The sequence below is a fragment of the Acinetobacter sp. GXMZU3951 genome, from assembly GCF_054457875.1.
This window is the reverse complement of the sequence record NZ_JBTLFO010000001.1, coordinates 282,454-307,556: the sequence shown is the minus strand read 5'-3', so window position 1 is coordinate 307,556 and position 25,103 is coordinate 282,454. Positions and strand designations below refer to the sequence as shown.

The following is a 25,103-nucleotide window of genomic DNA, read 5'->3' as shown; positions in this document are numbered from 1 at the left end:
TAATATTGTGATAGAAGAACTTTTACCGTATTACGAAAAGCAACTCCAAGAATTTGGGCAACAGTCGCGTGATTTTGCTAAAAAGTATCCCAAAATTGCGCAACGTTTATCATTGAATCAAGAACAAATTGATGATCCGCACATTGAACGGCTTATTCAAGCCTTTTCCTTGATTGCTGCTAGAATTGATAAGAAGTTAGTTGATAGTTACGACCTCTTCACCCATTCTTTGTTTGAGGTGATGTTTCCGCAATATTTACGTCATTTCCCTGCCTGCACAGTCATCAGTTTTGAAGACATTGAAAAGCAAAAAAAATTAACTGAAGTCCATGTGATTCCTGCCAAAACCGCACTCAAATCCAGAAGTGTTAAGGGGGTTCAGTGTGAATTTAAAACCAGTTTGGATGTGCATTTATTACCCATACAGCTGAAAGGGTTAGAGTTCACTTCTAACCAAAGTTCACATATTCATTTAAATCAAAATGCATCATTAGCATTTTCTTTCGAAGTGTATAATGGAGCGGAAGATTGGCTAGAACATCAATCACTTCCGATTTATTTGGATGCAATATCAAATTTTCCCTTACAGTTTTTGGATGCGGTGTTTAGATCAGAAACTCGGTTCTGTATAAAATCGGGTCAACATGTCGTATATATTGATAATCCCTTTACTGTTATGGGGTATGGCGAAAATGAAAGTGTATTACCGCGCGATCAACATACTCATCATGCTTATCGCCTGTTGATGGAGTATTTTTGTTTTCCAGAAAAATTTAATTATTTAAACTTGAATCTAAACTTTCTTAAGCAATTAAAACTACACGGTCATCATTTTGAATTGCAGGTACACTTGAAATTAAATTTAAGTGATCCCGTCCTAGTTCATAATTATTCTGCATTAAGTATTGCGAATTTTAAACTCTTTACCAGCCCAGCCATTAATCTTTTTGAAAAACAAGCCGAGCCACAGAAGATTGATCATAAAAAAATAGAATATCTAATTTTAACCGATGCCCATCATCCTGAGTTTTATCGGGTGTATTCTATTTTAAAGATGCAAATGATAAGAGAAAAACATGATCAAGAAGAAGTGAATTATCCAATTTCTCCTTTTTTTGCAATGAGTCATGCACACAAAGATAATCTTCAGTATTTTTATACTTTAAATACAAAACAAAATCAGAAAAACTGTGAAATATTTTACTCGATTCTTTCTAAAAATCTTAATCCGCAAGAAATAAAATCTGACTTTATTAGCTCAACTTTGCTGTGCTCGAATGGTAACTTGCCTTATGAAGCCATGAGTATGAGTCATCAGGTTTTAAATTCCACCAGCACAGGATTAATTCGCAGAGCATTGGTATTAAAAAGACCTTCAGCGTGTTATGCATTTTCGGGACATAAATCTGAACAATGGCGTCTGGTTTCTCACCTGTCACTCAATTTAATGTCTTTAATGCAAGATGATTCGGTTCAGCCCATTCAGGAATTACTGACTTTATATAATTTACCGAATTCACAAGAAAATCATTTGCTGATTAATTCAATTCAGCAGGTCAAGTTTGAGCTCAGTCATAAAATGATGGATACCAAGCCATTTCCAGCATTTGTGCGAGGTTTAAAGGTCAGTCTAGTGATGAAATCGGAAGTCTTTCGAGGGCATAGTCTGTATCTATTTAGTCAATTATTAAGTCATGTTTTTAATTTAAAAGTTCAGATGAACAGTTTTATCGATCTGAATATCATTGATGATCAATCAGGACAGGAGTTATACCAATGCGTGCAGAACGTTGGTGGCAAGAAGCTTCTGTAATTGATAACTTATTTCAAGTTCCTACCGCTTATGAGTTTATACAAACGACACGTTTGTTACGTCATCAGCCTGCATTAAAACAGGGGTTGGATTGGTCGAGTCAATTCAGTTTTGAAAGTTCAATTAATCTGAATTTCCCTGCGGCAGAAATCGAGTCATTAACCGTTAATGATGAAAAAGTTGAGATTAAGAACCTGATTGTTGGGTTGATGGGGATACAAGGAGCTTTACCCTATACGTATACGCAGAAAGTAAAGCTAGCAGCTAGAAAGCAACGACTTGAAATTCAAAAATTTATCGGGCTATTTAATCATAAGTTAACCAGTCAGTATGTCGATTCTAGCCTAACTTATCATTTACCTATTCGTTATGAAATTGAGCAAGAAAACCACTATTTAAATATTTTACATGCTTTGAGTGGATGTCAGAAAAATCATACGGAAGATACGGATTTAGTACATTTCTTTGCTGAGTTTTCTGGTCTGTTGCAAGGTCAAAATAATAATGTGCATGCGATGCAGACCATGTTGCATTGTGTATTAAAACAGCAGGTGCATATTCAAGAATTTATCACTGAAACATTTTATTTGAGTGATCAGCAAAAAACCTGTTTGGGCGGAAATCATCAAAGTTCATTGGGTATAAATACCTTTTGTGGTGAAAAAATCCGCCAAGTGGATGGAAAGATTGAAATCCAAATTGGTCCATTAAGCCATCAAGATTATTTGGATTATTTACCGCAAAAAAGTTTAAGTCTAAAACTCAAAAAAATAGTCCAAAGTTGGTGTAGCCCAACATTACAAGTTGATGTTCGTCTTATTCTCAAAATGGATGAAATGCATTCTATCGTTCTCAGTTCTCAGGGAAATATGGGATTAGGGCAGAGCAGCTTCTTGCTGTCTGATGATCACCAAGAACACCAACAGTTTTGTTATCCGCTGATTCGGGAAATTTCATATGCTTAAGCTAATAGTAAGTACAGTCTTAAGTGTATTTCTCTTAAGTTCTGCTGTCGTGATTGTCTATTGGCAAGATTCAAAGTTCGAGCCTACGGCTGAAGATTTATTCCTGTATTTGTTTTTGTTACCCAGTGTCATCAGTCTAATACTGTTAAGTCCATATTTAATCTGGACTGGGTATAAAGCCGCATCGCAGAAAAAACAGCTGAATGAGCAGATGCAGGCAGAAAACAGCGTGACTGACTCAGTCGCAAATAAAACAGCGGAAGTGGAGCATATCCGATTGCATGTCTATGCAACCTCATTGCAGAGTGCAATCGGAAGGAACCAAGAGGCGTTTCATCAAACTTTGGATATGCTTGCTCCAACATTAGATGCAGTCCTTATGAATCATATTGGTAATCCAATTTTATCGTACCGTATGGAGGAGCAATTGACTGCTGCTGAAGATGAGGAGTTTGAAGATTCATTCATTGCAAACATTCAGAAGCGGATTCAGCACTTTATTCAGAACGAGTTATATGAAAACGAAGAGGTGTTACTCAATGTGGTTGAGCATTTAAAACAATCGGCTATGTTTTATGATCAGCAGCTTGCCTATGAATATCGTATTCATCCTGCTTGGATCAAGGCAGATGCTCAAGAGGATGAAGAGATCCCTGCGCTTAAGGATATTCCACGTTTAAATCATCTCAATGTACATCTGGTGCTATCCGAGACTTTATTGCATGTTTGGAATGAAACTGAGAGTGAGCATCTTATACAGGATTTTCTACATAACTTAGGATTACTGCCGCAGCAGCTCAAGATTCAATATCACTATTGGGATATCCACAATTGTTATTCAAAATGGATGAATTTATTAAAAAAAATCCAAAATCAGACTGCTGAAGTGTCATTTCTTTTGGTGGCAGATTCGGCATTAGACCAAGAATTGATTGATGATCATAGTTGGCGGACCGATCAATATATCCCTGCTGAGTTTGTCGGTAGTTGTTGTATTGCCAGTCAAACAGTACAGATTTTAGGACAGCTTCATATAAAAGTTCTGGATCTTGTTCTGAATGAAGTAAATGCAGCAGATGCTTTAAAACGATTGAATATTGAAAACCTTGAACAATATGAATTAGAACAGCCATTTATTGTGTTGCCTGACAATATTGCCCAGCCTCGGGTTATTCAACAGATTTCAAAATATTTTGACTCTTCGTCGATACAACCGCATCACCATCTATATAGCCATTACAGTTTAGGCCATACCCAAAATCTGGCCAAAATCTATGCCTTTATTTTGGGGCTACAGGTACCTGAATCTGTTCATGGTTTTGTTTATAGCTTGGATGCTGCACAGGCTTTAATGCATGTTTATGCCGAAGATGACTTAACTGAATTTAACCAAACATAATATTAAAATTGATGAGAAAACAATGTATATAATTTTAGGCTACTTATGGCAGTACATTACCAACCCCAAAGCCATTATTGCCCTTTCATTATTTGTGGCACTGCTATCCTCATATAATGTGATTCCTCGACATATTTTTATTTTGTTATGCGTGGCCTATGTTGTGGGCCTGATCGGTTATGGCATTTATTGGTTAATACAACGCAGAAAACATGAGCGCCAAGGCGAAGAACTCGCAGAGGCGATTGGTAAAGAAACTGATGCAGAATATGGCCAGACAAAAAATAATGAAGAATTAAAGCTGATTCAACAGCAGATGAAAGAATCCATCCAATTGATTCGGAAATCCAGATTGGGGGATAAAAAAGGCAATGCAGCACTTTATGAATTGCCTTGGTATATGGTGATTGGTAATCCTGCTGCTGGAAAAAGTTCAGCAATTTATAATTCTGGTCTCAAGTTTCCATTCGAAGAATCGCATCAAAAAGTGGTTTCTGCAGGGCTGAGTGGAACGAGAAACTGTGACTGGTTTTTTTCTACAGATGGTGTATTACTCGATACCGCAGGTCGTTATTCGGTTTATGCTGAAGATCATGGAGAGTGGTTGGGATTTTTAAAATTATTGAAAAAAAACCGTCCCAAAGCTCCCGTGAATGGCCTGATTGTGGTGGTCAGTATTGCGGAACTGATTAGCCAAAGCCCAGAAAAGTCTCTTAAATTGGCGAAAAACTTAAGAGCACGTATTCAAGACTTGACCGAGCGATTAGAGGTTTTTGCACCTGTCTATGTTGTCTTTACCAAAATGGATTTGATTGCAGGTTTTACGGAGTTTTTTGATTGCTATGATGGTCAAGAATTTGATCAGGTTTGGGGGGCAACACTCCCATATCATCCTGAATCTGCTCCGAATGCGTCTGAATTATTTGAACAGCACTATAATATTTTATTTGATGGATTGAAGAGTGTTAGTACCACACATTTAAGTCGTCGGCACGCGCAGAATATTTCGCCAGGAGTAATGACTTTTCCATTGGAATTTAAAACGCTTAAACCTGCGGTAAAAACATTTATTGCTGCACTATTTGAAGATAATCCCTATCAATTTAAGCCTGTTTTCCGTGGCTTTTATTTTACCAGTGCCCTGCAAGAGGGCATGATTGAAAGTCCAATGACTGAGCAAATTGCACAAGAGTTTGATCTAACATTATTAGAGCAACCTGAGCACTCTCTTGCAGTGACCACTCAAAATCATGGATATTTTTTAAAAGGATTATTTTCAAATGTCATCTTAAAAGACAAGAATTTAGTCAAACAACATATTAACCCTATGCGTAAACGACAACGCTATTTCGGTTTTATGATTGCTCTTTTGGCCGTGTCGTTGTGTCTAGGTGCATGGGTTTGGTCGTATCGAAATAATCAGCAGTTAATTGTAGATGTGCAGGCCGACCTCAATAAAGTAATGCAAATGGAAAAAAGTACAGGCAGCGAATTGGCTACACAGTTTGATGCCTTATTAATTTTGCAAAATCGCCTACAGCAATTGGATAGTTTTGAACAGGATCGACCATTTAAATTTTCATTTGGCTTATATCAAGGTCAAGCATTAAGAGAAAAGCTCGAAGTTGAGTATCTGAAGGGGATTCGTCAACTGGTTCTAGAGCCCTCCCAACAAAATATCGAGCAATATTTACAACGAGTTAAGGCAAATGAAGCCGTATTGAAAGCAAATCATGCCAATGTTCAAATTCAGCAAGCATCTGCACAGCAAAGTCCTCAGTATTTTGAACCTTCAGATAATAATCCCCAAGATGCTTATAACGCTTTAAAAGCTTATTTGATGATGAGCAATCCCGAATATATGGATGCCAGTCATTTAAGTGATCAGGTCACTAAATTTTGGCGTTCTTGGTTATTGGCGAATCGAGGAGCAATGCCTCAAGCTGAGCTGACCCAAAAAGCAGAGCAAGTGCTGAGTTATGCAATGACATTGGCCAATCAGAAAAATTTTCCTGTCTTGGATGCGGATACGCAACTGGTTGAGCAGACACGACAAGTGATGGTATCTGTGGTGCGTGGGATGCCTGCACGGGATCGTGTTTATAATGAAATTAAAATGCGTGCAGCGGTTCGCTACCCAGCTTTAACCGTTGCCCAAATCGTCGGTGAAAACAATAAAACTATCGTAATGGGGGGATATGCATTACCTGGCGTATTTACTTACCATGCATGGGATGATTATGTTGCAAAAGCAATTGATGCAGCCGCCAATAAACCAACAGATACAAAAGACTGGGTGCTTAACACGACTCAGTCAGATGATTTAACGTTTAGTGGTAGTCCGGATCAAATCAGAAAACAACTGACACAGCTATATAAGCAAGAATATATTGCAGAATGGAAAAAGTTTCTTAATGCTGTGCATTATGCCAAAGGGACGGATTTTAAGGCTGATGCTCGTATTGTTGATATTTTGGGAGAGTCCCAAAATTCGCCAATACGTCTCTTTTTAAATCGCGTGGCGCAGGAAACCAGTTGGGATAATCCAGTTGTTCAAGCGGAGCTTGCTGCCCCTCAAACAGGTTTTGTGGCATGGTTTAAACGTAAAATTCTAAGACAAAATAATGAAGATGCTGTAAAAAAAGCATTGCAGCAAGCCCAAGGACCGATATCTCAAGAATTTGTTGTGTTTTATCAATTGGTTCGTAAGCGTGATGATCAGCAAAATCAATCATTATTGGATGAGTATTTACACAGTTTGTCGCAGGTACGAAGTAAGTTTAATGATCTGAAAAATGCAGGGGACATTGGTCCAAATGCATTAACTGTGGTGAAACAGACAATTAATGATCAGGCATCTGTATTTAATAATACTCAAAAAATTGTAGATGAAAAGCTCACAGTTGGTTTAAATGCGACAGATCAGCAAATGTTACAGCGTTTATTGGTTAGCCCATTAACGCAAGCATTTAATGCATTGTTATTACCTGCCCAAGATGAAATCAATAAATTATGGCAGATGCAGGCCTATCAACCTTTCAGTCAAAATTTGGCAAAGAATTATCCGTTTAATCCAGCGGCAACTATTCAAGCCACCAGTGGTGAAATTGGTCAAGTTTTTGGTGAAACTGGCAGTATTGCCCGATTTGTGAAAGAAAGTTTAGATCCGTTGGTGATACGACGCGGCTATATGCTGTCATCGAAAACATGGAAAGATTTAGGAATTGGTCTAAATCCACAATTTGTGATGAATTTCCAAAGTTATGTTGCACCTGCAAATGGGGTTGCGACTGGAGAACTCAATCAAACTGCGGCAACTGCCGCGGCAAATCAGTCCAATTTTCAGTTTTATCCTTTGCCAAATCCAAAGTTGCAGTCGTATAGCATTGATATTGATGGGCAACGCATGCTGTATGAAAACGGTATTCAGCAATGGGTGAACTTTATTTGGCCAAATCCAGGTGCAATTCCTGGAGTACGAATTACTGCGGTCGATTTAGAGGGACAAACCCATACCATTTTTGATGCACCAGGTGAATATGGCATTAATCGCTTAATCGATTCGGCTCAACGTAAACCGCAGAATGGAAGTTTTGAAATGACATGGGCTGATCCTAAAAATCCAGCCTTGTCGGTTAAGCTCAATTTCCGTCTGATTAGCGGTAATAGTGGCAGTAATGTCGGTTCTGGACGCGGTTATGCCGGTTTGCAATTGGTCGATAAAGTGGTAATGGACAAAGCAGTTCGCGTTGTTGCTGCCCAAGTTGCACCTGAGCCCATCAAATCTGCTCAGTCGGGGAATGCTGCTGTATCCAATCCGCAATCATCATTGTCAGGAGTGAATAACTAATGCAGCAATGTTGGCATCGAGATGCGGGAGGTTCAAATGCAGATCATTAAATCCACATCTTTGTATTTTGGTAAAAGTCCTGCTCGTGGTGATTTTTTAAAAAGCAAAGGGCAATCTGCAATCATCAATATGATTGATCGTTGGATGACAGAGGCATTGGAGTTGGCAAAGAAAAATGCCAACTTCGATGAAGCTTATCAAAGTCTGCCCAGTCTAGATTTTTTTATAGCAAATCCTGTTGAACAGATGTTTTTACTAGCGAACTTAGCGTCTAGTGAAGATTCATCGGGGCGAAAATTTCCAATGGTTTTAAGTCATTTAATTGAAGTTTCGCATCCTGCACTGAATTTGTCTTATGCCCCTTTGCTTTATAAACCGACCTTAGTCCATTTATTTCAGCAGAATAAAAGATTAAAAACAGTCCGAGATCCTGATGAGTTAGTCGAATTATTAGCGGATTTTAGTCGCGACTTGTCGCAAACACATGCCAATACACACTTAGATTTTTTTGATAATCATACGATGCATTCATTTGCAGGATTAATGAAACTGAATAGTTATCAATTGGCGCAAAGCATGATAGGTCTTGGTTTATTACTCCAGCCAATCCTTAATTTTGGTGTGGCCAAGCTGAATAAGGTGCTGATTTTACCGATTCATAATGCACGTTATAGTTATGAAATAGCAGCATTTTGGGTCAATTTAATCAACATGTTTCTTGGTCATCAAAATACCGAAGTTTTGATTGGCTTATTCCATCAGCATGAGCCTGTTTTGTTATTTGGTTTCCAAGGTGCAGATATTTTTGCCTTAAGTGATATTTTTTCACAAAACTTCAATTCGGAGCGCTGGGTTTCATTGATTGATGCTGGGTGGATAGATACTTATTTGGAGCAAAATGCTGGATTAGCCGTATTAGAACAAGCGCTTTGTGAGCGTCAGCTTAGCTTAAATCAAGGCATCAAACTTTTTAAACAAACGTTTATACATGGTTAATAAGAAAATGAATGCAATCAATAAAAAATTATTTAGCGCACTAATCTTTAGTGTTGGACTATATTGCAGCTGTTTGGCTTATGCACAGCCAATTATTGTTGAAGGTGTCGTTCCGAATGAAGCCAGTAAACAGGCGATTTTACAAAAATTATATGCGGTATATGGTGCAGAGCAGGTGGTAGATAAAGTCCAAATTCGTGCGGTTGCTGTACCAAACGGATGGAATGATTTAGTTACGCGTGTCATTACGCCAGATTTAAAAAAAGTCAGTGCTGGAAAGTTGGCGGTAAAAGGCACGCAGGTCGAATTAACTGGAAAATTGAATAATCCGAGTGAAATACAACCAATTACTTCGATGTATCAGTCTTTGGTGCAACCGCCGTATCGAATCAATGCATTACTTTCTGCGAATCAATCAGAACAGAAAGTTGTCGATGATGCCTTAAAAGATCGGATTGTTGAATTTGAATCAGGAAGTGCCATTTTGACTGCATCGGGCACAAAAATCCTTGATGAGATGGCGGTTGCTTTAGTTCAGGTACAAAATAAAAATGTCAAAATTATTGGTCATACCGATAGTTCTGGTGATGCAAAGAAAAATGCACAGTTAAGTTTAGCGAGAGCTGAAGCCGTTAAAGCCTATTTGATTGAAAAGAAAATCGTTGCAGAACGTTTGAGTACGGCTGGTTTAGGATCAGAAAAGCCTGTCGCAGATAATGCAACTGTAGAAGGGCGAAAGAAAAATAGAAGAATTGAATTTGAAGTCTTATAGTTTATTTTGAGGAATTAGATTATGGCTACACCTTATATTACAGTAGGTTGTCCTACAACGGGGGGCGGGAAGGTGATTTCGGGTCAATCCAGCTATTTAATTGAAGGTATTGCTGTAGCCTGTGTTGGAGATAAAGCAACATGCCCATTACATAAAGTCGTTGCTACGATTGTTGTTGGTGATCCCCATATGCTGGTGATGGGGAAAGCGGTTGCTCGTGTAAATGATGCTTTATCCTGCGGATGTAAGTTATTGCCCAAACAAAATTTAGTGCAGGGTGCGAACTGATCTAAAACGGGCTACCGACTTGTCGAGGTGTTACAGTTTTTACGATCAGATATTCCCGAAACTTAGGGGGATACGCATAGAGCTTCAAAGCCATGACAAAAAATTTCTGCTGTGACGAAGTCTAATGCAAACTTGATTTTGTTTGCTGTTCTATCAGATTGAGCTAACAGCAGTTTGGCTTTTCAAGCATCATTCTGCTTTCAATTGTGCTGCAAAACCTTGCTGGATAAATTTACGAGTACTCTTTAAAACTTTGAGGAGCTAGTTTTCTGGGAGCATCATGCTGATCCATGTAAAAATTCTTGATCTAAACTCATTTAGGGCCAGTGTATTCGACATTATTGTTTTGATAGGGGGCAGTAAAAATGGCTGGGTTTGAGAAAGCTTAGCTTGCAAATGATCTTCTGGAATTAAAATTTTAATACTTAAGGGCAGCATTTGGCTGTAGTCCCGACAGTCGATGAGTATTTCTACTTAACCCTGTTAGGGGCATTATTTTCTCTTCTTTTGCGCTGATTAAAAGCCGATTTTTTGTTCTTTGTTGCCGAATTTTTATGCAAAACCATTCAGTAACCATTCTTTTGCATGGTTGTTCCATACTTTAAGGCTGTTAATCTTCAGAAGCGGCTCCAAGACTCAATGATTGAGGTGGAGGCGCAAGTTATATTTTTAAGAGCCCCATAATTCAGGATGAAGAAGGTGTTTTTGAAAATATCAGCTTGTTAAAAAATATCGATGGGAAATCGAATACATATAGCTCGTCAATATTGAATTCGAGAATAGCTGAGATATTGAGTACTTGCAGGATTGCAAGAGATTGCTGCTAAAAGGATTTAAACCATGATGGTGAATCATACAGACAGAATTGCGGTAGAAAATATTTCAATTTCACCACAATTGAAACTGGTACATACGAATGAATTGTATCAATTCCATTCTATGGTTAAGCCGAGTGGTGCGCAGTGCAATATCGATTGTGAATACTGTTTTTACTTATATAAGCAAGATTTCCTTAATCAACCGAAATATCCGCGTATGGAAGCTTCGGTATTAGAGTTGCATATCCGTCAATATATTGAAGCGCAAACTGGACCAGAAGTGGTGTTTAGTTGGCAAGGTGGCGAACCGACCTTAATGGGGCTAGGTTTCTTTAAACAGATTGTTGCTATGCAACAAAAATATAAGAAGCCCAATCAAGCGATTTTTAATGACTTACAAACCAATGGTTTATTGCTAGATGATGAATGGTGTGCATTCTTGCAGCAACATAGCTTTTTGGTTGGACTTTCGATTGATGGTCCAGAACGCTTACATGATATTTATCGTCGTACTAAAAATGATAAGCCGACTCACTCTTTGGTGCTCAAGGCCATTGAATTACTCCGTCAGTACCAGATTGAGTTTAATGCTTTATGTGTCGTAAATAATGTGAATGCTCAGCATCCACTTGAAGTCTATCAATATTTAAGAGATGAAGTTCGCCCCAAAATGATTCAGTTCAGTGCTGGCATTGACCCCGTTGAACCTGACTGGATGCTGCAACCCAAATCGGCATTGAAAAAAGAGGATGCTGCGGTCAGCAGTTGGACGGTGAACAGTCAGGATTGGGGCAATTTTCTTGCAACAATCTGGCAAGAATGGCTCGCCAAGGATTATGGCGACGTTTTTGTCGATCAGTTTGAGAATGTAATTTCACAATTATTTGGTTTTGGACCACAAAAATGCACCACAGGGCAGATTTGTGGCAAAGCAGTCGCGGTTGAGTTTAACGGTGATGTTTATTCTTGCGACCACTTTGTTTATCCGGAATTCAAACTCGGGAATATCCGAGACATCCATCAGGGGGACTTGGTGTTCTCGAAAAAGCAGGAAAAGTTTGCATATGACAAATATCTGACTTTACCCAAATATTGTAAGCGTTGCGATTTCTTAGCCCTGTGCTGGGGAGAATGTCCAAAAAATAGATTTACACACACGCCAGAGGGAGAGGCAGGATTAAATTATCTGTGTGCAGGATTAAAAATATTTTATCGACAAGTAGTAAAAGACCAAGATGTCTTGATGCAGTACCTCAACAACGGTGTTGCATGAAATAAGCCAATTAAATGGAAGCGCATAAAAAAATTCTGACGTAAGTCGGAAGGGATAATTACACCTTAAAAAACGGTCAAGGAGGGTACCATGGGTATCAAGAAGTCAAAGCTGTGTTTGTCTATCGGGACGGCTTTATTATCATGTGCTGCAATGACGACAGTACAAGCGGCATCATCAACAACCTATCAAAAAGGAAAGACCATCAGCGATGATCCTTTTTTGAAGGCGGTGATCACTTCTGAAAACATGGAACCCGCGATTATTCACCCCGCGCAAAATGCTGCTGCACAGCAAAAAATTGAGGCCTATAAAAAGAAAACAGGACGTACCCCGAACATTCTGATTTTTATTGTGGATGATATGGGCTGGGGTGATATTGGTGCTAATGGTGGCGGTGAAGCAGTCGGTGCGCCAACCCCAAATATTGATAAATTGGCCTATGGCGGAATGCGTTTTATTTCTTTCTATGCACAGCCTTTAAGTACGCCATCCCGTGCGGCAATGATGACTGGCCGTTTACCGATACGGACGGGTTTAACTCGTCCAATCCTAACGGGTGAAAAACTCAAAGCCAATCCATGGGAGGGTGAAGTGACTGCTGCGGGTCTGTTGCAAAAGGCAGGTTACCGTACCGGCATGATTGGTAAATGGCATTTGGGCGAAATTGATGGTGCCTATCCACAGCAAAATGGCTATGACGAATATTTTGGCTTCTTACAGGTTATTTCAAATATCACAGAAATGACGGATGAGCGTTTATATCCAAATTTGGTTCATGATCCAGAGCGCATTGAAGCGATGCGTTCAATTCAGCCACCACAAATTACCAGTGGTATGAAAAATGGCCCGATTAAAGTAGAACAAAACATTAAAACGATTGATGACATCAGCCGTCTGGATCAAAAGTTTGCGGATTATTCCGATGGTTTCATTCGTCGTTCTGCGAAAAAGAATGAACCCTTCTACCTCGTGCATTCATTCTCGCGTTTGCATAACGACAACTATCCAGCACCAGGTTATGCCGGCAAAAGCCCCGCCAAATTCCCGTATAAAGATGGTGTAGTCGAAGTCGATGATATTGTGGGTCGTTTAATGAAAACCCTGAAAGATACAGGGCAGTTGGAAAACACCATCGTATTCTTCACCTCAGATAATGGTGCCAATGAAGATGTATGGCCAGATTCAGGTTTCCATCCATGGAAAGGGGGTAAAGGAACCACGTGGGAAGGCGGTATCCGTGTGCCAGGTATTGCTTACTGGCCGGGTATGATTAAAGCGGGTCGCGTTAGCGATGGCCTCTTTGACATTTTGGACTTATTCAATACCTCGGTGGCTCTAGGTGGTCAAAGCAACCAGATTCCAAAAGATCGCTATTTTGATGGTATCGACCAAACGAGCTTCTTGTTGGCAGACGATGGTGAATCCAATCGTGAAACCTCCTATTTCTATGCAAATAACCAGTTTGCAGCGTTACGTTGGAACGAGTTTAAAGTGCATTTTAAAGTGATGGATACCACTTCACCGCGTAAGAATATTGATGCCACAGTACTGTCAGTCGCCAGTCCTGCACCATGGGCTTACAACCTATACTTAGATCCGAAAGAGCAAATTCCAAGCCATCACGGTTTTGAATGGGGGTATCCACGTACCTTGAATTTGGTACGTTACCATGCGAGCACATTCAAGAAGTTCCCAGTTAAAGACATCGGCTTAAACGTACCGTAATGGTGCTTTCGTAAAACCCATCAGATTAGATATCAGCTATTTAATCTTGAATTTGTGGGTGTTTTTCATAGGACCGAAAAATACTCACTGATTTAAACTTACACTAAAGGATTAGCGTTGAGATGAAATTAATTAAGAAAAAATACCTTGCCGTAGCAATGTTGTCGGTATTTGCAGGTCAAACCTATGCCGCAGGTTTAGAGCGTTCACCACAGCAAATTGATGCTTTGTTTGAAAATGGCACTTATGCCGAAGTCAGCTATACGCATATTTCACCAGATGTTCAGGGTACTGATGTAAGTGGTAATCACATTTCAGATCTAGCTGAAGATACTCAAGCACTTGGTTACGCAGTTAAAACAGATTTAAATCCAAATTTGCATCTTGCTTTTATCTATGATGAACCTTATGGCGCGAAAGTAAAATTTCATGGCGAAAATAATTTCATCGCACAAAATCTACCTGCTGACGATGCCAGTACCCGTGTTGAGGTGAAGTCGAAAAATCTCACCACTTTATTGGGTTATAACCTCAATAAAAACTTCATGATTTATGGTGGTCCAGCGCTGCAAGAGCTTCAAGCTGATGTTCATTTACGTGGTGCAACGTACGCTTCATCGAGTGGCTATAACAACAACTTTGATGATATTGCTGTCGGTTGGGTGGCAGGGATGAGCTATGCCAAGCCAGAGCTGGGTATTCTTACTTCATTAACCTATCGTTCCGAGATTGATCATAAAACTTCAATTCATGAAGATATTCCAGGTTTAGGATCTTTTGATAAATCAGGCAGTATTACTACTCCTGAATCTGTGAATTTGCACTTACAAACAGGTTTAAATCCAACCACAGCATTATTCGCAAAAGTCCGTTGGGTGCCATGGGGTGATTTCACATACTATCCACCGACATTAAAAGCAGTCACTGCATCAATGGGGGCTGCTGGAGGGAAAGGCTTGCCTTTATTAAGTTACCATGATGACCAAACTGCGGTAGAGCTTGGTCTTGGTAAAAAAGTCATGCCAAACCTCGCAATATCGGTGTCTGGTTTGTGGGACTCAGGTGCAGGGGCTCCAGCACCAACTTTAGGTCCTGTTGAAGGTTATTGGGGTGCTGGTTTAGCTGCACGATATAACTTTAATGACAATGTTGCCTTAAGTTTAGGTGGTCGCTTCCTGTGGTTCGGTGACGTTAAAGGTGAAGTATCGGATGGTCGTATTGTAGGTGATTTCAAAGACAATACCGGTTACGTCGTGGGGATGAAGCTTTCTTATAAATCAAAATAATTTTTTCTAATTTTTACCAGTTTAGGTCCTTCCTTCTTCCTGAAACATGGAGGAAGGGAATTTTTTTATTGGATCTTAAACAATCAGCGGCAATATATGTTGGATTGAACCTAGGCAGCTACAGAGCTAGGGCAATTTGACTGACTAATTCAAGTTGCAATAATTTTAGTGCAGAGCGAGGGTGGGCGAGCAATAACAAGGCATATTGCGATCTAAAAAAAGGCTGTATTGAAGCTACTATAAAGTAAATTGAATTATTTATTTGATTTTAAATAAAAAATATAATTGGCATAGAATTCGCTTTCAGTATCTTAACTTGTATACAAGATAGGATGCATAAAGTGAGCAGACTTCAAGCTTTGGGCTGGACCATTCATGAATGGCAAGAGGCTTATATTAAACAACAGATTCAACTCGCAGATTTAATCACTTGGGTGCAGTCGTTTGATCCTCAAGATACGGCTTGGATTGCCATAGCACCAGCAGATGTATTGCAACAGCAAATTGAGGAATTGCAACAGCGAAGTCTTCATAGCCAGTCCTTATGGGAACAGTTCCCACTATACGGTATCCCTTTTGCGGTGAAAGACAATATTGATGTCAACGGTTTCGCCACGACTGCCGCCTGTAAAGCGTTAAACTCAATTGCCACTGAAGATGCTGAAACTGTGCGGTTACTTAAGCAAGCCGGCGCGATTGTGGTTGGGAAAACCAACTTGGATCAATTCGCAACGGGTTTGGTGGGCACACGGTCGCCATTTGGCGCTGTCAAAAATAGTTTTAATCCCGAATATGTCAGTGGCGGGTCAAGCTCAGGTTCTGCAAGTGTGGTGGCACGGGGTTTGGTGCCTTTTTCCTTGGGAACCGATACGGCAGGGTCGGGGCGAGTTCCTGCGGCATTCAATAATATTGTGGGGTTAAAACCAAGCAAAGGGCGCTTCTCGAATCATGGCCTATTACCCGCTTGTAAAAGTATTGACTGTATTTCGGTATTTGCCCTGACCGTAACCGATGCTGAAGCGGTGGCAGAGGTATTGGAACAATTTGATGTACGTGATAGCTATTCACGCCATAACCCGAAAACAGCGCCCGCCAAATTCTCGGCAGGACTGAATTTTGCCCTTCCAAAAACTTTGCAATTCTTTGGTGATGTACAGGCAGAGCAAGCTTTTCAGCAAGCAATTGCGCAGTTAAAACAGATGAATGTTCGGTTGACCGAAATAGATTTTTCGATTTTTGAACAATTGGCAGCCCAACTTTATCAAGGTTCATGGGTGGCTGAACGTACAGTGGCCGTCGAAGCCATATTAGAGCAAGCACCAGAAGCATTTGATCCAACTGTTTTAGAAATCATTCAACAAGGTAAGCACTATACGGCACTCGATGCCTATAAAGCCGAATATTTGAAGCATGATTTGGCGCGACAAATTCAAGAGTTGCTGTCTGAGTTCGATGCCTTGGTTGTGCCAACATCGCCGACCATTCATACCCTAGCAGAAATGCAGCAGCAGCCAATTCAGTACAATTCACATTTTGGCACTTATACCAACTTTACCAATCTCGCAGATCTAAGTGCTTTGGCATTACCTGCGGGATTCCGTGGTGATGGTTTGCCGTTTGGCATCAGCTTGATTGCACCTGCATGGCATGACCGTGCTTTGGCAGATTTTGGACGCCAATGGCAGCAACATCTGCAACTCCCTTTAGGGGCGACAGGACGTCCTTACGCTGAAAAGGTAAAGTCAATCTCTGCACCATCAGCACAGCATATTCGTTTGGCAGTAGTGGGAGCGCATTTGACAGGAATGCCATTGAGTTTTCAGTTGACGACCCGACAAGCCGTACATGTGGAAACCACGAAAACTTCAGCCCATTATGCCCTATATGCTTTGAATGGTACGATTCCGCCAAAACCTGGTTTAGCACGTCAAGCACAGGGACAGGAAATTATTGTCGAACTTTGGGATGTGCCAACAGCAAGGTTTGGTGAGTTTGTCGCTGAAATTCCAACGCCTTTGGGCATGGGGAATGTTGAACTCAGTGATGGGCGCTGGGTCAAGGGATTTATTTGCGAGCCTTATGGTTTAGCCGATGCTGAAAATATCAGTCATTTTGGTGGCTGGCGCGCCTATATTCAGCATCGTAATGCACAACAACTACAAATAACACATTAAAAAAATAGGAACGCTCATGTTTAAAACTGTATTAATTGCCAACCGTGGTGAAATTGCTGTACGTGCAATACGTACCTTAAAAAAATTAGGAATCACCAGTGTTGCTGTGTATTCGGACAGTGACCGTTATGCGCAGCATGTTCAAGATGCCGATCTTGCAGTGGACTTACAGGGAACCAAACCTGCTGAGACATATTTATCAATTGAAAAATTAATTGCTGCTGCAAAACAAACAGGTGCTGAAGCAATTTTCCCAGGTTATGGTTTTTTGTCTGAAAGTACTGAATTTGCACAAGCCTGTGAAGCCAACCATATTGCTTTTATGGGACCAACTGCCGAACAGATTTTGGAATTTGGTCTGAAACATCGTGCACGTGAATTGGCTGCTGCTGCGCATGTTCCAATGACACCGGGTACAGGTTTGCTCAATAGTTTAGAAGAAGCATTGGTTGCTGCGGCAGAAATTGGTTATCCAATTATGCTGAAAAGCACCGCAGGAGGAGGCGGTATTGGTTTAACCCGCTGTGATACGCCTGAAGCACTGCAAGATGCCTATGCCAGTGTCAAACGTTTAGGTGAACAATTTTTTAAAGATGCAGGCGTGTTTTTAGAACGTTTTATCGATAAAGCACGTCATGTTGAAGTTCAAATTTTTGGCGATGGTTTGGGTCAAGTAGTGGCTTTAGGTGAGCGTGACTGTTCCTTACAACGCCGTAACCAGAAAGTGGTGGAGGAAACCCCCGCTGCATTATTGCCTGAAGCGACACGTCAGAAGTTACATCAAGCGGCAGTAGAACTGGGTGCTTCGGTTAACTATCGTAGTGCGGGCACCGTCGAGTTTATTTATGATGCTGCGCGTGATGAATTTTATTTCTTGGAAGTAAATACTCGTCTACAAGTCGAGCATCCTGTGACAGAAATGGTAACAGGACTGGATTTAATTGAATGTATGCTCAAAGTGGCTGCGGGTGATGGCTTAGATTGGGAAAAATTGCAGAATATTCAGCCGCAAGGCGCTGCGATTGAAGTGCGTATTTATGCAGAAGACCCTGTGAAAAACTTTCAACCGAGTCCGGGGGTATTAACTGAAGTTTATTTTCCTGAACACGCTCGTGTGGATACATGGGTGGCGACGGGCACAGAAATTTCACAATACTTTGACCCGATGATTGCCAAAATCATTGTGCATGCGGAAAACCGTGAACAAGCGATTGCAAAATTACAGCAAGTGTTGAGCGAAACACGTCTTAATGGTATCAGTACCAATTTGGATTATGCCCGTGCTGTTATTGCCGATCAGCGTTTTGCCGAGATGAACATTTGGACACGGATGTTAGATGATTTTACTTATGTGCCAAAAGTAATTGAAGTCTTACAGCCGGGAACTTTAAGCTCGATTCAAGATTATCCGGGACGGACAGGGTATTGGGATATTGGTGTTCCACCCTCAGGTCCAATGGATGATTATGCTTTCCAATTGGGGAATAAAATTGTAGGTAATCCACAAAATGCGGCAGGATTTGAGTTCACTTTATTGGGACCTACACTCAAGTTCCACGCGACCACTACGATTGCATTAACAGGTGCCCCATGTGTCACCACATTGGATGATCAACCTGTTGCGTTTTGGTCGGCGATTCAGGTGAAGGCGGGGCAGGTGCTTAAACTGGGTCAGGTGGATTCAGGATGTCGAACTTATTTGGCTGTACGTCATGGTTTAGATGTCCCGCTATATTTAGGCAGTCGTGCAACTTTTGCTTTAGGTAACTTTGGCGGACATGCAGGGCGTACATTACGTACTGGCGATATGATTAAACTGGTTGATCCTGATATGCCGCATGTTGGGTTAACTTTAGCCACAGCCGAACCCCAAGATCTCGCATGCGATTTGATTCCACGTTATGGGCATGAATGGAAAATTGGTGTGCTCTATGGTCCGCATGGCGCTCCTGATTTCTTTAAAGCGGAATATATTGAAGAGTTTTTCCAAACTGAATGGACAGTACATTTTAACTCCAACCGCTTAGGTGTCCGTTTATCAGGTCCAACTCCAAGTTGGGCGCGTGAAAATGGTGGTGAAGCAGGCTTACATCCCTCCAATGTACATGACTGTGAATATGCAATTGGGGCAATTAACTTCACGGGGGATTTTCCTGTGATCTTGGCAAAAGATGGTCCAAGTCTGGGTGGTTTCGTTTGTCCAGTAACGATTGCCAAAGCAGAGCTGTGGAAAGTAGGGCAATTAAAAGCTGATGATAAAATTAGTTTTTACCCGATGACAGTCGAGCAAGCCAATGCTTTAGAACGTCAGCAAATTGAGCAGATTGAGCATTTTGCTACGGCTCAAATGGTTGCAGAAAGACCAGCAGAAATCGAGCTAGGTAGCACCATACTGGCTTTACGTGAGGAAACAGCAACAACACCAAAAACAATTTACCGTCAGGCAGGAGACAGTTATATTCTGCTGGAATATGGTGAAAATGTATTAGATTTGGCGCTGCGTTTACGCGTACACCAATTGATGCAAATGATTCGTAGCGCGAACCAAAACGGCATTTTAGAACTGTCGCCTGGGGTACGCTCTCTGCAAATTAAATATGATGGTCTGGTGATTTCACAGCCACAATTGATTGCACATTTACTTGAGTTGGAATCTTCAATGGGAGATTTAAGCCAGTTAAAAATTCCATCTCGGATTGTGCATTTGCCAATGGCATTTGAGGACAGTGCGACTTTGGGCGCTGTGAAGCGTTATCAGGAAAGTGTCTGCGCCAAAGCACCGTGGTTGCCCAACAATGTCGACTTTATTCAACGCATTAATGGTTTAGACAGCCGTGAACAAGTCCGCGACATTATTTTTGATGCCAATTATTTGGTGCTTGGCTTAGGCGATGTCTATCTGACTGCACCTTGTGCGGTGCCAATTGATCCGCGTCATCGTTTACTCAGTTCGAAATATAACCCTGCACGTACCTTTACTGCGGAAGGTACAGTGGGTATTGGCGGTATGTACATGTGTATTTACGGCATGGACTCCCCTGGGGGGTATCAGTTGGTGGGGCGTACCTTACCTATTTGGAATAAGTTTAAACAAAACAAACAATTTGGTGATAAACAATGGTTCTTGCAGTTCTTCGACCAAATTAAATTCTTCCCTGTTACTGAAGCAGAGTTGAATCAATGGCGTACCGATTTTGCACATGGTGTAGCGCAGATTCAAATTGAAGAAACTGAGTTTGATTTTGCCAGTTATACCCAATTTTTACAGGACGAAGCCGAAAGCATTGCAGCATTCAAGCAACAGCAACAACACGCTTTCAGTGCAGAAGTCGGGCGTTGGAAAGAGGAACATAGCGCACAACCCGAAGAAATCATTCAGCAACAGTTCGAAGACTTTGATGATTTCTTAGCTGTGAATGCTTCTATGACAGGTAATATCTGGAAAATTTTTGTTGAGTCAGGACAGGAGATTAAAAAAGGTGAAACAGTTGCTATTATTGAAGCCATGAAAATGGAGTTGCCTGTGTATGCGACTGAAGATGGCATCGTTAAAGCAGTCATTTGTCGTGCGGGGCAGACCGTACACAGCGGAGAACCTTTGGTGTATATGGAATAGAGTTGAGTATAGGAAATGAAAAGCGCGACAAGTAAAAGTGCAGACAGTTTGTCCGCGCAGGTCTATCAACGTATTAAAAACGATATCTTTGATTTTAAATACATGCCAGGTGAGCGTTTTACTGAGTCTGAACTTGCTCAAGTTTATGCGGTGAGCCGAACTCCGATTCGGCAAGCTTTGTATCGCTTACAGCAAGAAGGCTATGTCGAGGTCAGTTTCCGCAGTGGTTGGCAAGTCCGACCACTGAACTTCCGCTATTATGAAGAACTATATGATGTACGGATTGTGCTGGAAAAAGAGGCCATTTATAAATTGTCACAGCAGAATTGTGAGCCATCCAGTGAGTTGACAAGACTGAAAGCAATTTGGATGGTGGAACCACAAGATTATCTGAATGACATAAAGCAACTCGCACAACTGGATGAAGATTTTCACTGTGCTTTGCTTCGTGCAGCAGGTAATCATGAGATGGCGCGAATTCATCGTGACTTAAGTGAAAAAATACGGATTATCCGCCGCCTAGATTTTTCGAAACAGTACCGGATTGAAGCGACTTATCAAGAACATCAACATATTTTAAAACTGATTTTTGAGAAAAAAACTGAAGATGCTATTGCGGCAATAGCCACCCATATTCAGCAAAGTCGAGATGAGGTGAAAAAGATTACCTTACATATGCTCGACTCGAGCCAGTTTGTTTAAGTTGATATGCAAGATCCGTTTAAAAATATATTCGACGGCATATGAGTTGCTAAGATGGACACACAGCGAAAGTAAAGATTTTGTTATACTATTACATCAATCTTCACTTTTCGTTTGGCTTGAGAGCATCTCATTTTGAAACTGTTAACCCCACAAAAATCCGTACCGACCCATATTATTTCTGGGTTTCTTGGTGCGGGAAAAACGACCTTATTGAACAGTGTATTGGCACAAAAGCCTGAAGATGAAGTCTGGGCGGTGTTGATGAATGAGTTTGGGCAGATTGGGGTCGATCAAAACCTGCTTCCACAAGACGAAGGTTATGCGGTCAAAGAACTGTTAGGCGGTTGTTTGTGTTGCAGCAGTCAATTACCAATGCAAATTGCGTTATCGCGTTTGTTGTCTGAAGCGAAACCCGACCGTTTATTCATAGAACCGACAGGTTTGGGACATCCCGCCCAATTGTTAGAACAACTGACGGAACCGCATTGGCAAAGTCAAATTCAGATGCGCGCTTTAGTTACGGTGGTGGATGGTTCACGCTTGCATGAGCAAGAATGGGTCAAGCAAAACCTGTATGCCGATCAGCTCAAAGCCGCGCAGATTGTGGTGATTTCTCACGTAGAACAGATGCAGGCTGCGGATGAACAAGCTTTACAGCAATTACAGCAAGAATATGCAGCGTATGCCCAGACATGGTTAAAACCCGATTTAGGGCAACTCCAATTGGCCGAAATTGATGTGCCATTTCAAGGCGTACAACGTAAAATTCAACCCTTAATTCAATTACAAAAGCAGTATAGCAATACAGATGCTTTACCTGAAATTAAGCAATTGCCTTACCATTATGTCGAAACAGCGCAAGGCTATAGTGTGGCAGGTTGGAAATTTTCCAAACGTTGGCAATTCGATTTTTATGATTTGCTAGACTTGTTATGCGAACAACAGGATTGGCTTCGAATTAAAGGCATTTTCAATACCAATCAGGGCTGGAAAAGTTTTAATTTCAATCCGAATCAATTCAATTATCAGTCTGCCGCAGAGAATGTCGACAATCGGATCGAAATAATTGTGCTTCAAGCACGGGATTGGACATTGTTTGAAGCACAATTATTGGATTGCCGTGTTTAAGCATCTTGCCTAGTTTCAGTAATCGGTTGGGGTTGATTCAGTACATATTGTGCTTTGGCATGGTCAATATCCTGTTCCCAGTGGGCAATCACAACAGTTGCGACACAATTACCAATTAGATTGGTGCAGGCACGCATCATTCCAATAAACCAGTCGACCGAAAGTAACAGCACTAAACCAATGGCTGGTAGTGCAGGAATGACCGATAATGTTGCTGCAAGAATAACCAAGGCAGAGCCAGGAATACCGTGTGCACCTTTGGAAGTCACCAAAGAAACCAATAAAATGCTCAGTAAATCGGTCATCGATAGCTCGATATTGCAGGCCTGAGCAATAAAAATGACTGCCAATGTTAAATAGATGGAAAAACCATCGAGATTAAATGAATACCCAGTCGGAATTACGAGTCCCACAGTCGAATCTTTAATGCCTAATTTTTTCAGTTTTTGCATAACCCGTGGCAGGACTGAATCGGAGGATGCTGTGCCTAAAACAATCGAAAGTTCCGCTTTAAAGTAATTCAAAAATTTAAAAATATTTAAACCTGTCATTTTTAAAATACTACCCAGCAGCAGGATCACAAAAGCGATACAGGTCACATAAAACACCAGTACCAAATAGCCGAGTTGAGCAAAGGAACTGAGCCCAAACTTTGCCGTTGTGTAAGCCACAGAACCCAATACCCCGAGTGGTGCTAAACGAATAATCAGCCCCATCATTTTAAAGAATACTTCAGAGAAGGCTTCTAATGCTTGGCGGACAATTTCTGCAAACTTTTTGGGAATCAGCAGCATACTGATACCAAAAATTATGGCAATCAATAGAACCTGCAAAATATCACCGTTATTAAATGCGGAAAAAATGGTTTTAGGAATAATATTTAAAATAAAATCACTGCTTGAACTTAAATGTTCAGCGCGTTCGGCATAGATGCTTAAATCTTTGGCATCCAGTGCATGCAGATCAATATTCATGCCTGCGCCCGGTTTAAACATATAGGCGACGGCAAACCCGAAAATTAACGCCATACTTGTGACGATTTCAAAATACAGAATAGTTTTTGCACCCACTTTGCCCATTTTTTTGATGTCTTGTGCGCCATAAATGCCGAGTACCACCACACAGAAGACAATCGGGGCAATCAGCATTTTTATCAGAGAAATAAATCCATCACCTAAAGGTTTTAAATTTAGGGAAAAATCATGGAAACTGAGACCGAGTGCAATGCCGATAATCAGGGCAAAGACCACTTGCAGGAACAGGTTGTGTTTGAGATTCTGCCACATGAGTTACATCTTTCATTCTATTGTCCGATCATCAAAAGCAAAAACTCTGCCAAGCTGTCCTAAGCCAATCAAAATCGAGTATGCTAGGCGCCAAATTTGAGGAACTTTTCATGGCGCTGAAAGCAACAATTTACAAAGCAGATTTGAACATTGCCAATATGGATGTTCACCAATATGGTGATTATCAACTCACCATGGCATTGCACCCTTCAGAAACCCTTGAACGTTTAATGGTACGGATTTTGGCATTTGCCCGTTATGCGTCGGAACAGCTTGAATTCACCAAAGACCTCTTTGAAACTGATGAGCCCGCGCTATGGGAAAAAGACCTCACGGGGCAATTGGTTCAATGGATTGAAGTGGGTTGTCCAGATGAAGATAAGGTTAAAAAAGCCAGTGCCCGTTGTAAGTCGGTGGCGGTGATCGCCTATGGTACATCTGTAGAAGAATGGTACAAACGCAACAGCAAACTCAAAACATTGCGCAATGTTGAAGTCTGGCAATTAACGCCAGCAACCACAGAAGCCATTCAGCAATTGTGTGAGCGCACCATGCAGTTACAATTGAATGTGATGGATGGCGAGTGGACATTAATTGGTGATCATGCCCAAGCACAAATTGAGTGGATTCAGTTACAGTAAACGGTATTTAAGGAGTTTTTGAAATGACTAAAGAATTAGAGATTATTGATTTAATCGTGGGTGAAGGTAAAGAGGCGGTAAAAGGCGCTTTAATTACCACGCATTATACTGGTTGGTTGGAAGATGGCACCAAGTTTGATTCCTCGCTTGACCGAGGTAATTATTTTGAGTGCGTGATTGGTACAGGTCGAGTCATTAAGGGCTGGGATCAAGGCATTATGGGCATGAAAGTCGGCGGTAAACGTAAGTTGATCGTCCCAGCACATTTGGCTTATGGTGAGCGTAAAATGGGGAATATTATTCCTGCAAATTCAAATTTAATCTTTGAAATTGAATTATATGATGTAAAAACACGTGACTAATAA

At 40.9% G+C, this 25,103-nt stretch carries 17 protein-coding genes; 16 read left to right on the top strand and 1 reads right to left on the bottom strand.

The annotated features are described in order from the left end of the window. Window positions 1-7: 7 nt before the first annotated feature. The 14 genes from tssF to ACX17N_RS01350 all read left to right on the top strand — a co-directional run bounded on the left by tssF (window position 8) and on the right by ACX17N_RS01350 (window position 22,811). Complete coding sequence (gene tssF, locus ACX17N_RS01415) at window positions 8-1,813, top strand: type VI secretion system baseplate subunit TssF (protein ID WP_458890805.1); 1,806 nt, start codon at window positions 8-10, stop codon at window positions 1,811-1,813. Next, window positions 1,777-2,778 carry a type VI secretion system baseplate subunit TssG gene (gene tssG / locus ACX17N_RS01410; protein WP_458890804.1) on the top strand — a complete coding sequence of 334 codons (1,002 nt, stop codon included), beginning with the start codon at window positions 1,777-1,779 and terminating at the stop codon, window positions 2,776-2,778. The genes tssF and tssG overlap by 37 nt, the downstream gene beginning before the upstream one ends. Continuing rightward, window positions 2,771-4,177 (top strand): hypothetical protein, encoded by a 1,407-nt coding sequence (locus tag ACX17N_RS01405; protein ID WP_458890803.1) that lies wholly within the window; start codon window positions 2,771-2,773, stop codon window positions 4,175-4,177. The genes tssG and ACX17N_RS01405 overlap by 8 nt, the downstream gene beginning before the upstream one ends. Before the next feature lie 22 nt (window positions 4,178-4,199). Then, window positions 4,200-8,027 (top strand): type VI secretion system membrane subunit TssM, encoded by a 3,828-nt coding sequence (tssM, locus tag ACX17N_RS01400; RefSeq protein ID WP_458890802.1) that lies wholly within the window; start codon window positions 4,200-4,202, stop codon window positions 8,025-8,027. Window positions 8,028-8,063: 36 nt separating this feature from the next. Next, window positions 8,064-9,023 (top strand): type VI secretion system-associated protein TagF, encoded by a 960-nt coding sequence (gene tagF, locus ACX17N_RS01395; protein WP_458890801.1) that lies wholly within the window; start codon window positions 8,064-8,066, stop codon window positions 9,021-9,023. Between the two features lie 7 nt (window positions 9,024-9,030). Further along, entirely contained in the window at window positions 9,031-9,795 is a 765-nt protein-coding gene (locus ACX17N_RS01390) for an OmpA family protein (RefSeq protein ID WP_458890800.1), read from the top strand. Between the two features lie 21 nt (window positions 9,796-9,816). Next, window positions 9,817-10,083: a PAAR domain-containing protein gene (locus ACX17N_RS01385; RefSeq protein ID WP_458890799.1), complete on the top strand. Its 267-nt coding sequence runs from the start codon at window positions 9,817-9,819 to the stop codon at window positions 10,081-10,083. A gap of 840 nt (window positions 10,084-10,923) precedes the next feature. Beyond that, window positions 10,924-12,174 (top strand): anaerobic sulfatase maturase, encoded by a 1,251-nt coding sequence (locus ACX17N_RS01380; protein WP_458890798.1) that lies wholly within the window; start codon window positions 10,924-10,926, stop codon window positions 12,172-12,174. Window positions 12,175-12,264: 90 nt separating this feature from the next. Further along, the gene (locus tag ACX17N_RS01375) at window positions 12,265-13,902 is read left to right on the top strand and encodes an arylsulfatase (RefSeq protein WP_458890797.1); all 1,638 of its coding nucleotides are present in this window, start codon (window positions 12,265-12,267) and stop codon (window positions 13,900-13,902) included. 122 nt (window positions 13,903-14,024) lie between these two features. Further along, window positions 14,025-15,188: an OmpP1/FadL family transporter gene (locus ACX17N_RS01370; protein ID WP_458890796.1), complete on the top strand. Its 1,164-nt coding sequence runs from the start codon at window positions 14,025-14,027 to the stop codon at window positions 15,186-15,188. A 341-nt stretch (window positions 15,189-15,529) separates the two neighbouring features. Next, complete coding sequence (gene atzF / locus ACX17N_RS01365) at window positions 15,530-17,362, top strand: allophanate hydrolase (protein WP_458890795.1); 1,833 nt, start codon at window positions 15,530-15,532, stop codon at window positions 17,360-17,362. Window positions 17,363-17,378: 16 nt separating this feature from the next. Next, window positions 17,379-20,978: an urea carboxylase gene (gene uca / locus ACX17N_RS01360; protein WP_458890794.1), complete on the top strand. Its 3,600-nt coding sequence runs from the start codon at window positions 17,379-17,381 to the stop codon at window positions 20,976-20,978. Between the two features lie 15 nt (window positions 20,979-20,993). Beyond that, window positions 20,994-21,680, top strand: a complete 687-nt coding sequence (locus tag ACX17N_RS01355; protein WP_458890793.1) for a GntR family transcriptional regulator — start codon at window positions 20,994-20,996, stop codon at window positions 21,678-21,680. A gap of 135 nt (window positions 21,681-21,815) precedes the next feature. Continuing rightward, on the top strand, window positions 21,816-22,811 hold the full coding sequence (locus ACX17N_RS01350) for a CobW family GTP-binding protein (protein ID WP_458890792.1): 996 nt from the start codon (window positions 21,816-21,818) through the stop codon (window positions 22,809-22,811). Here the strand turns inward: ACX17N_RS01350 and dctA are convergent. After that, a complete protein-coding gene (dctA, locus tag ACX17N_RS01345) occupies window positions 22,808-24,097 on the bottom strand; it encodes a C4-dicarboxylate transporter DctA (protein ID WP_458890791.1) in 1,290 nt (429 codons plus the stop codon). The two genes, ACX17N_RS01350 and dctA, sit on opposite strands and share 4 nt — an antisense overlap. Window positions 24,098-24,207: 110 nt before the next feature. Between dctA and ACX17N_RS01340 the strand changes: the two genes are divergently transcribed. Further along, a complete protein-coding gene (locus tag ACX17N_RS01340; protein WP_458890790.1) occupies window positions 24,208-24,738 on the top strand; it encodes a YaeQ family protein in 531 nt (176 codons plus the stop codon). A 23-nt stretch (window positions 24,739-24,761) separates the two neighbouring features. Continuing rightward, window positions 24,762-25,100, top strand: coding sequence for an FKBP-type peptidyl-prolyl cis-trans isomerase (locus ACX17N_RS01335; RefSeq protein ID WP_458890789.1), 339 nt, complete (start codon window positions 24,762-24,764; stop codon window positions 25,098-25,100). The last annotated feature ends 3 nt before the right edge of the window (window positions 25,101-25,103 follow it).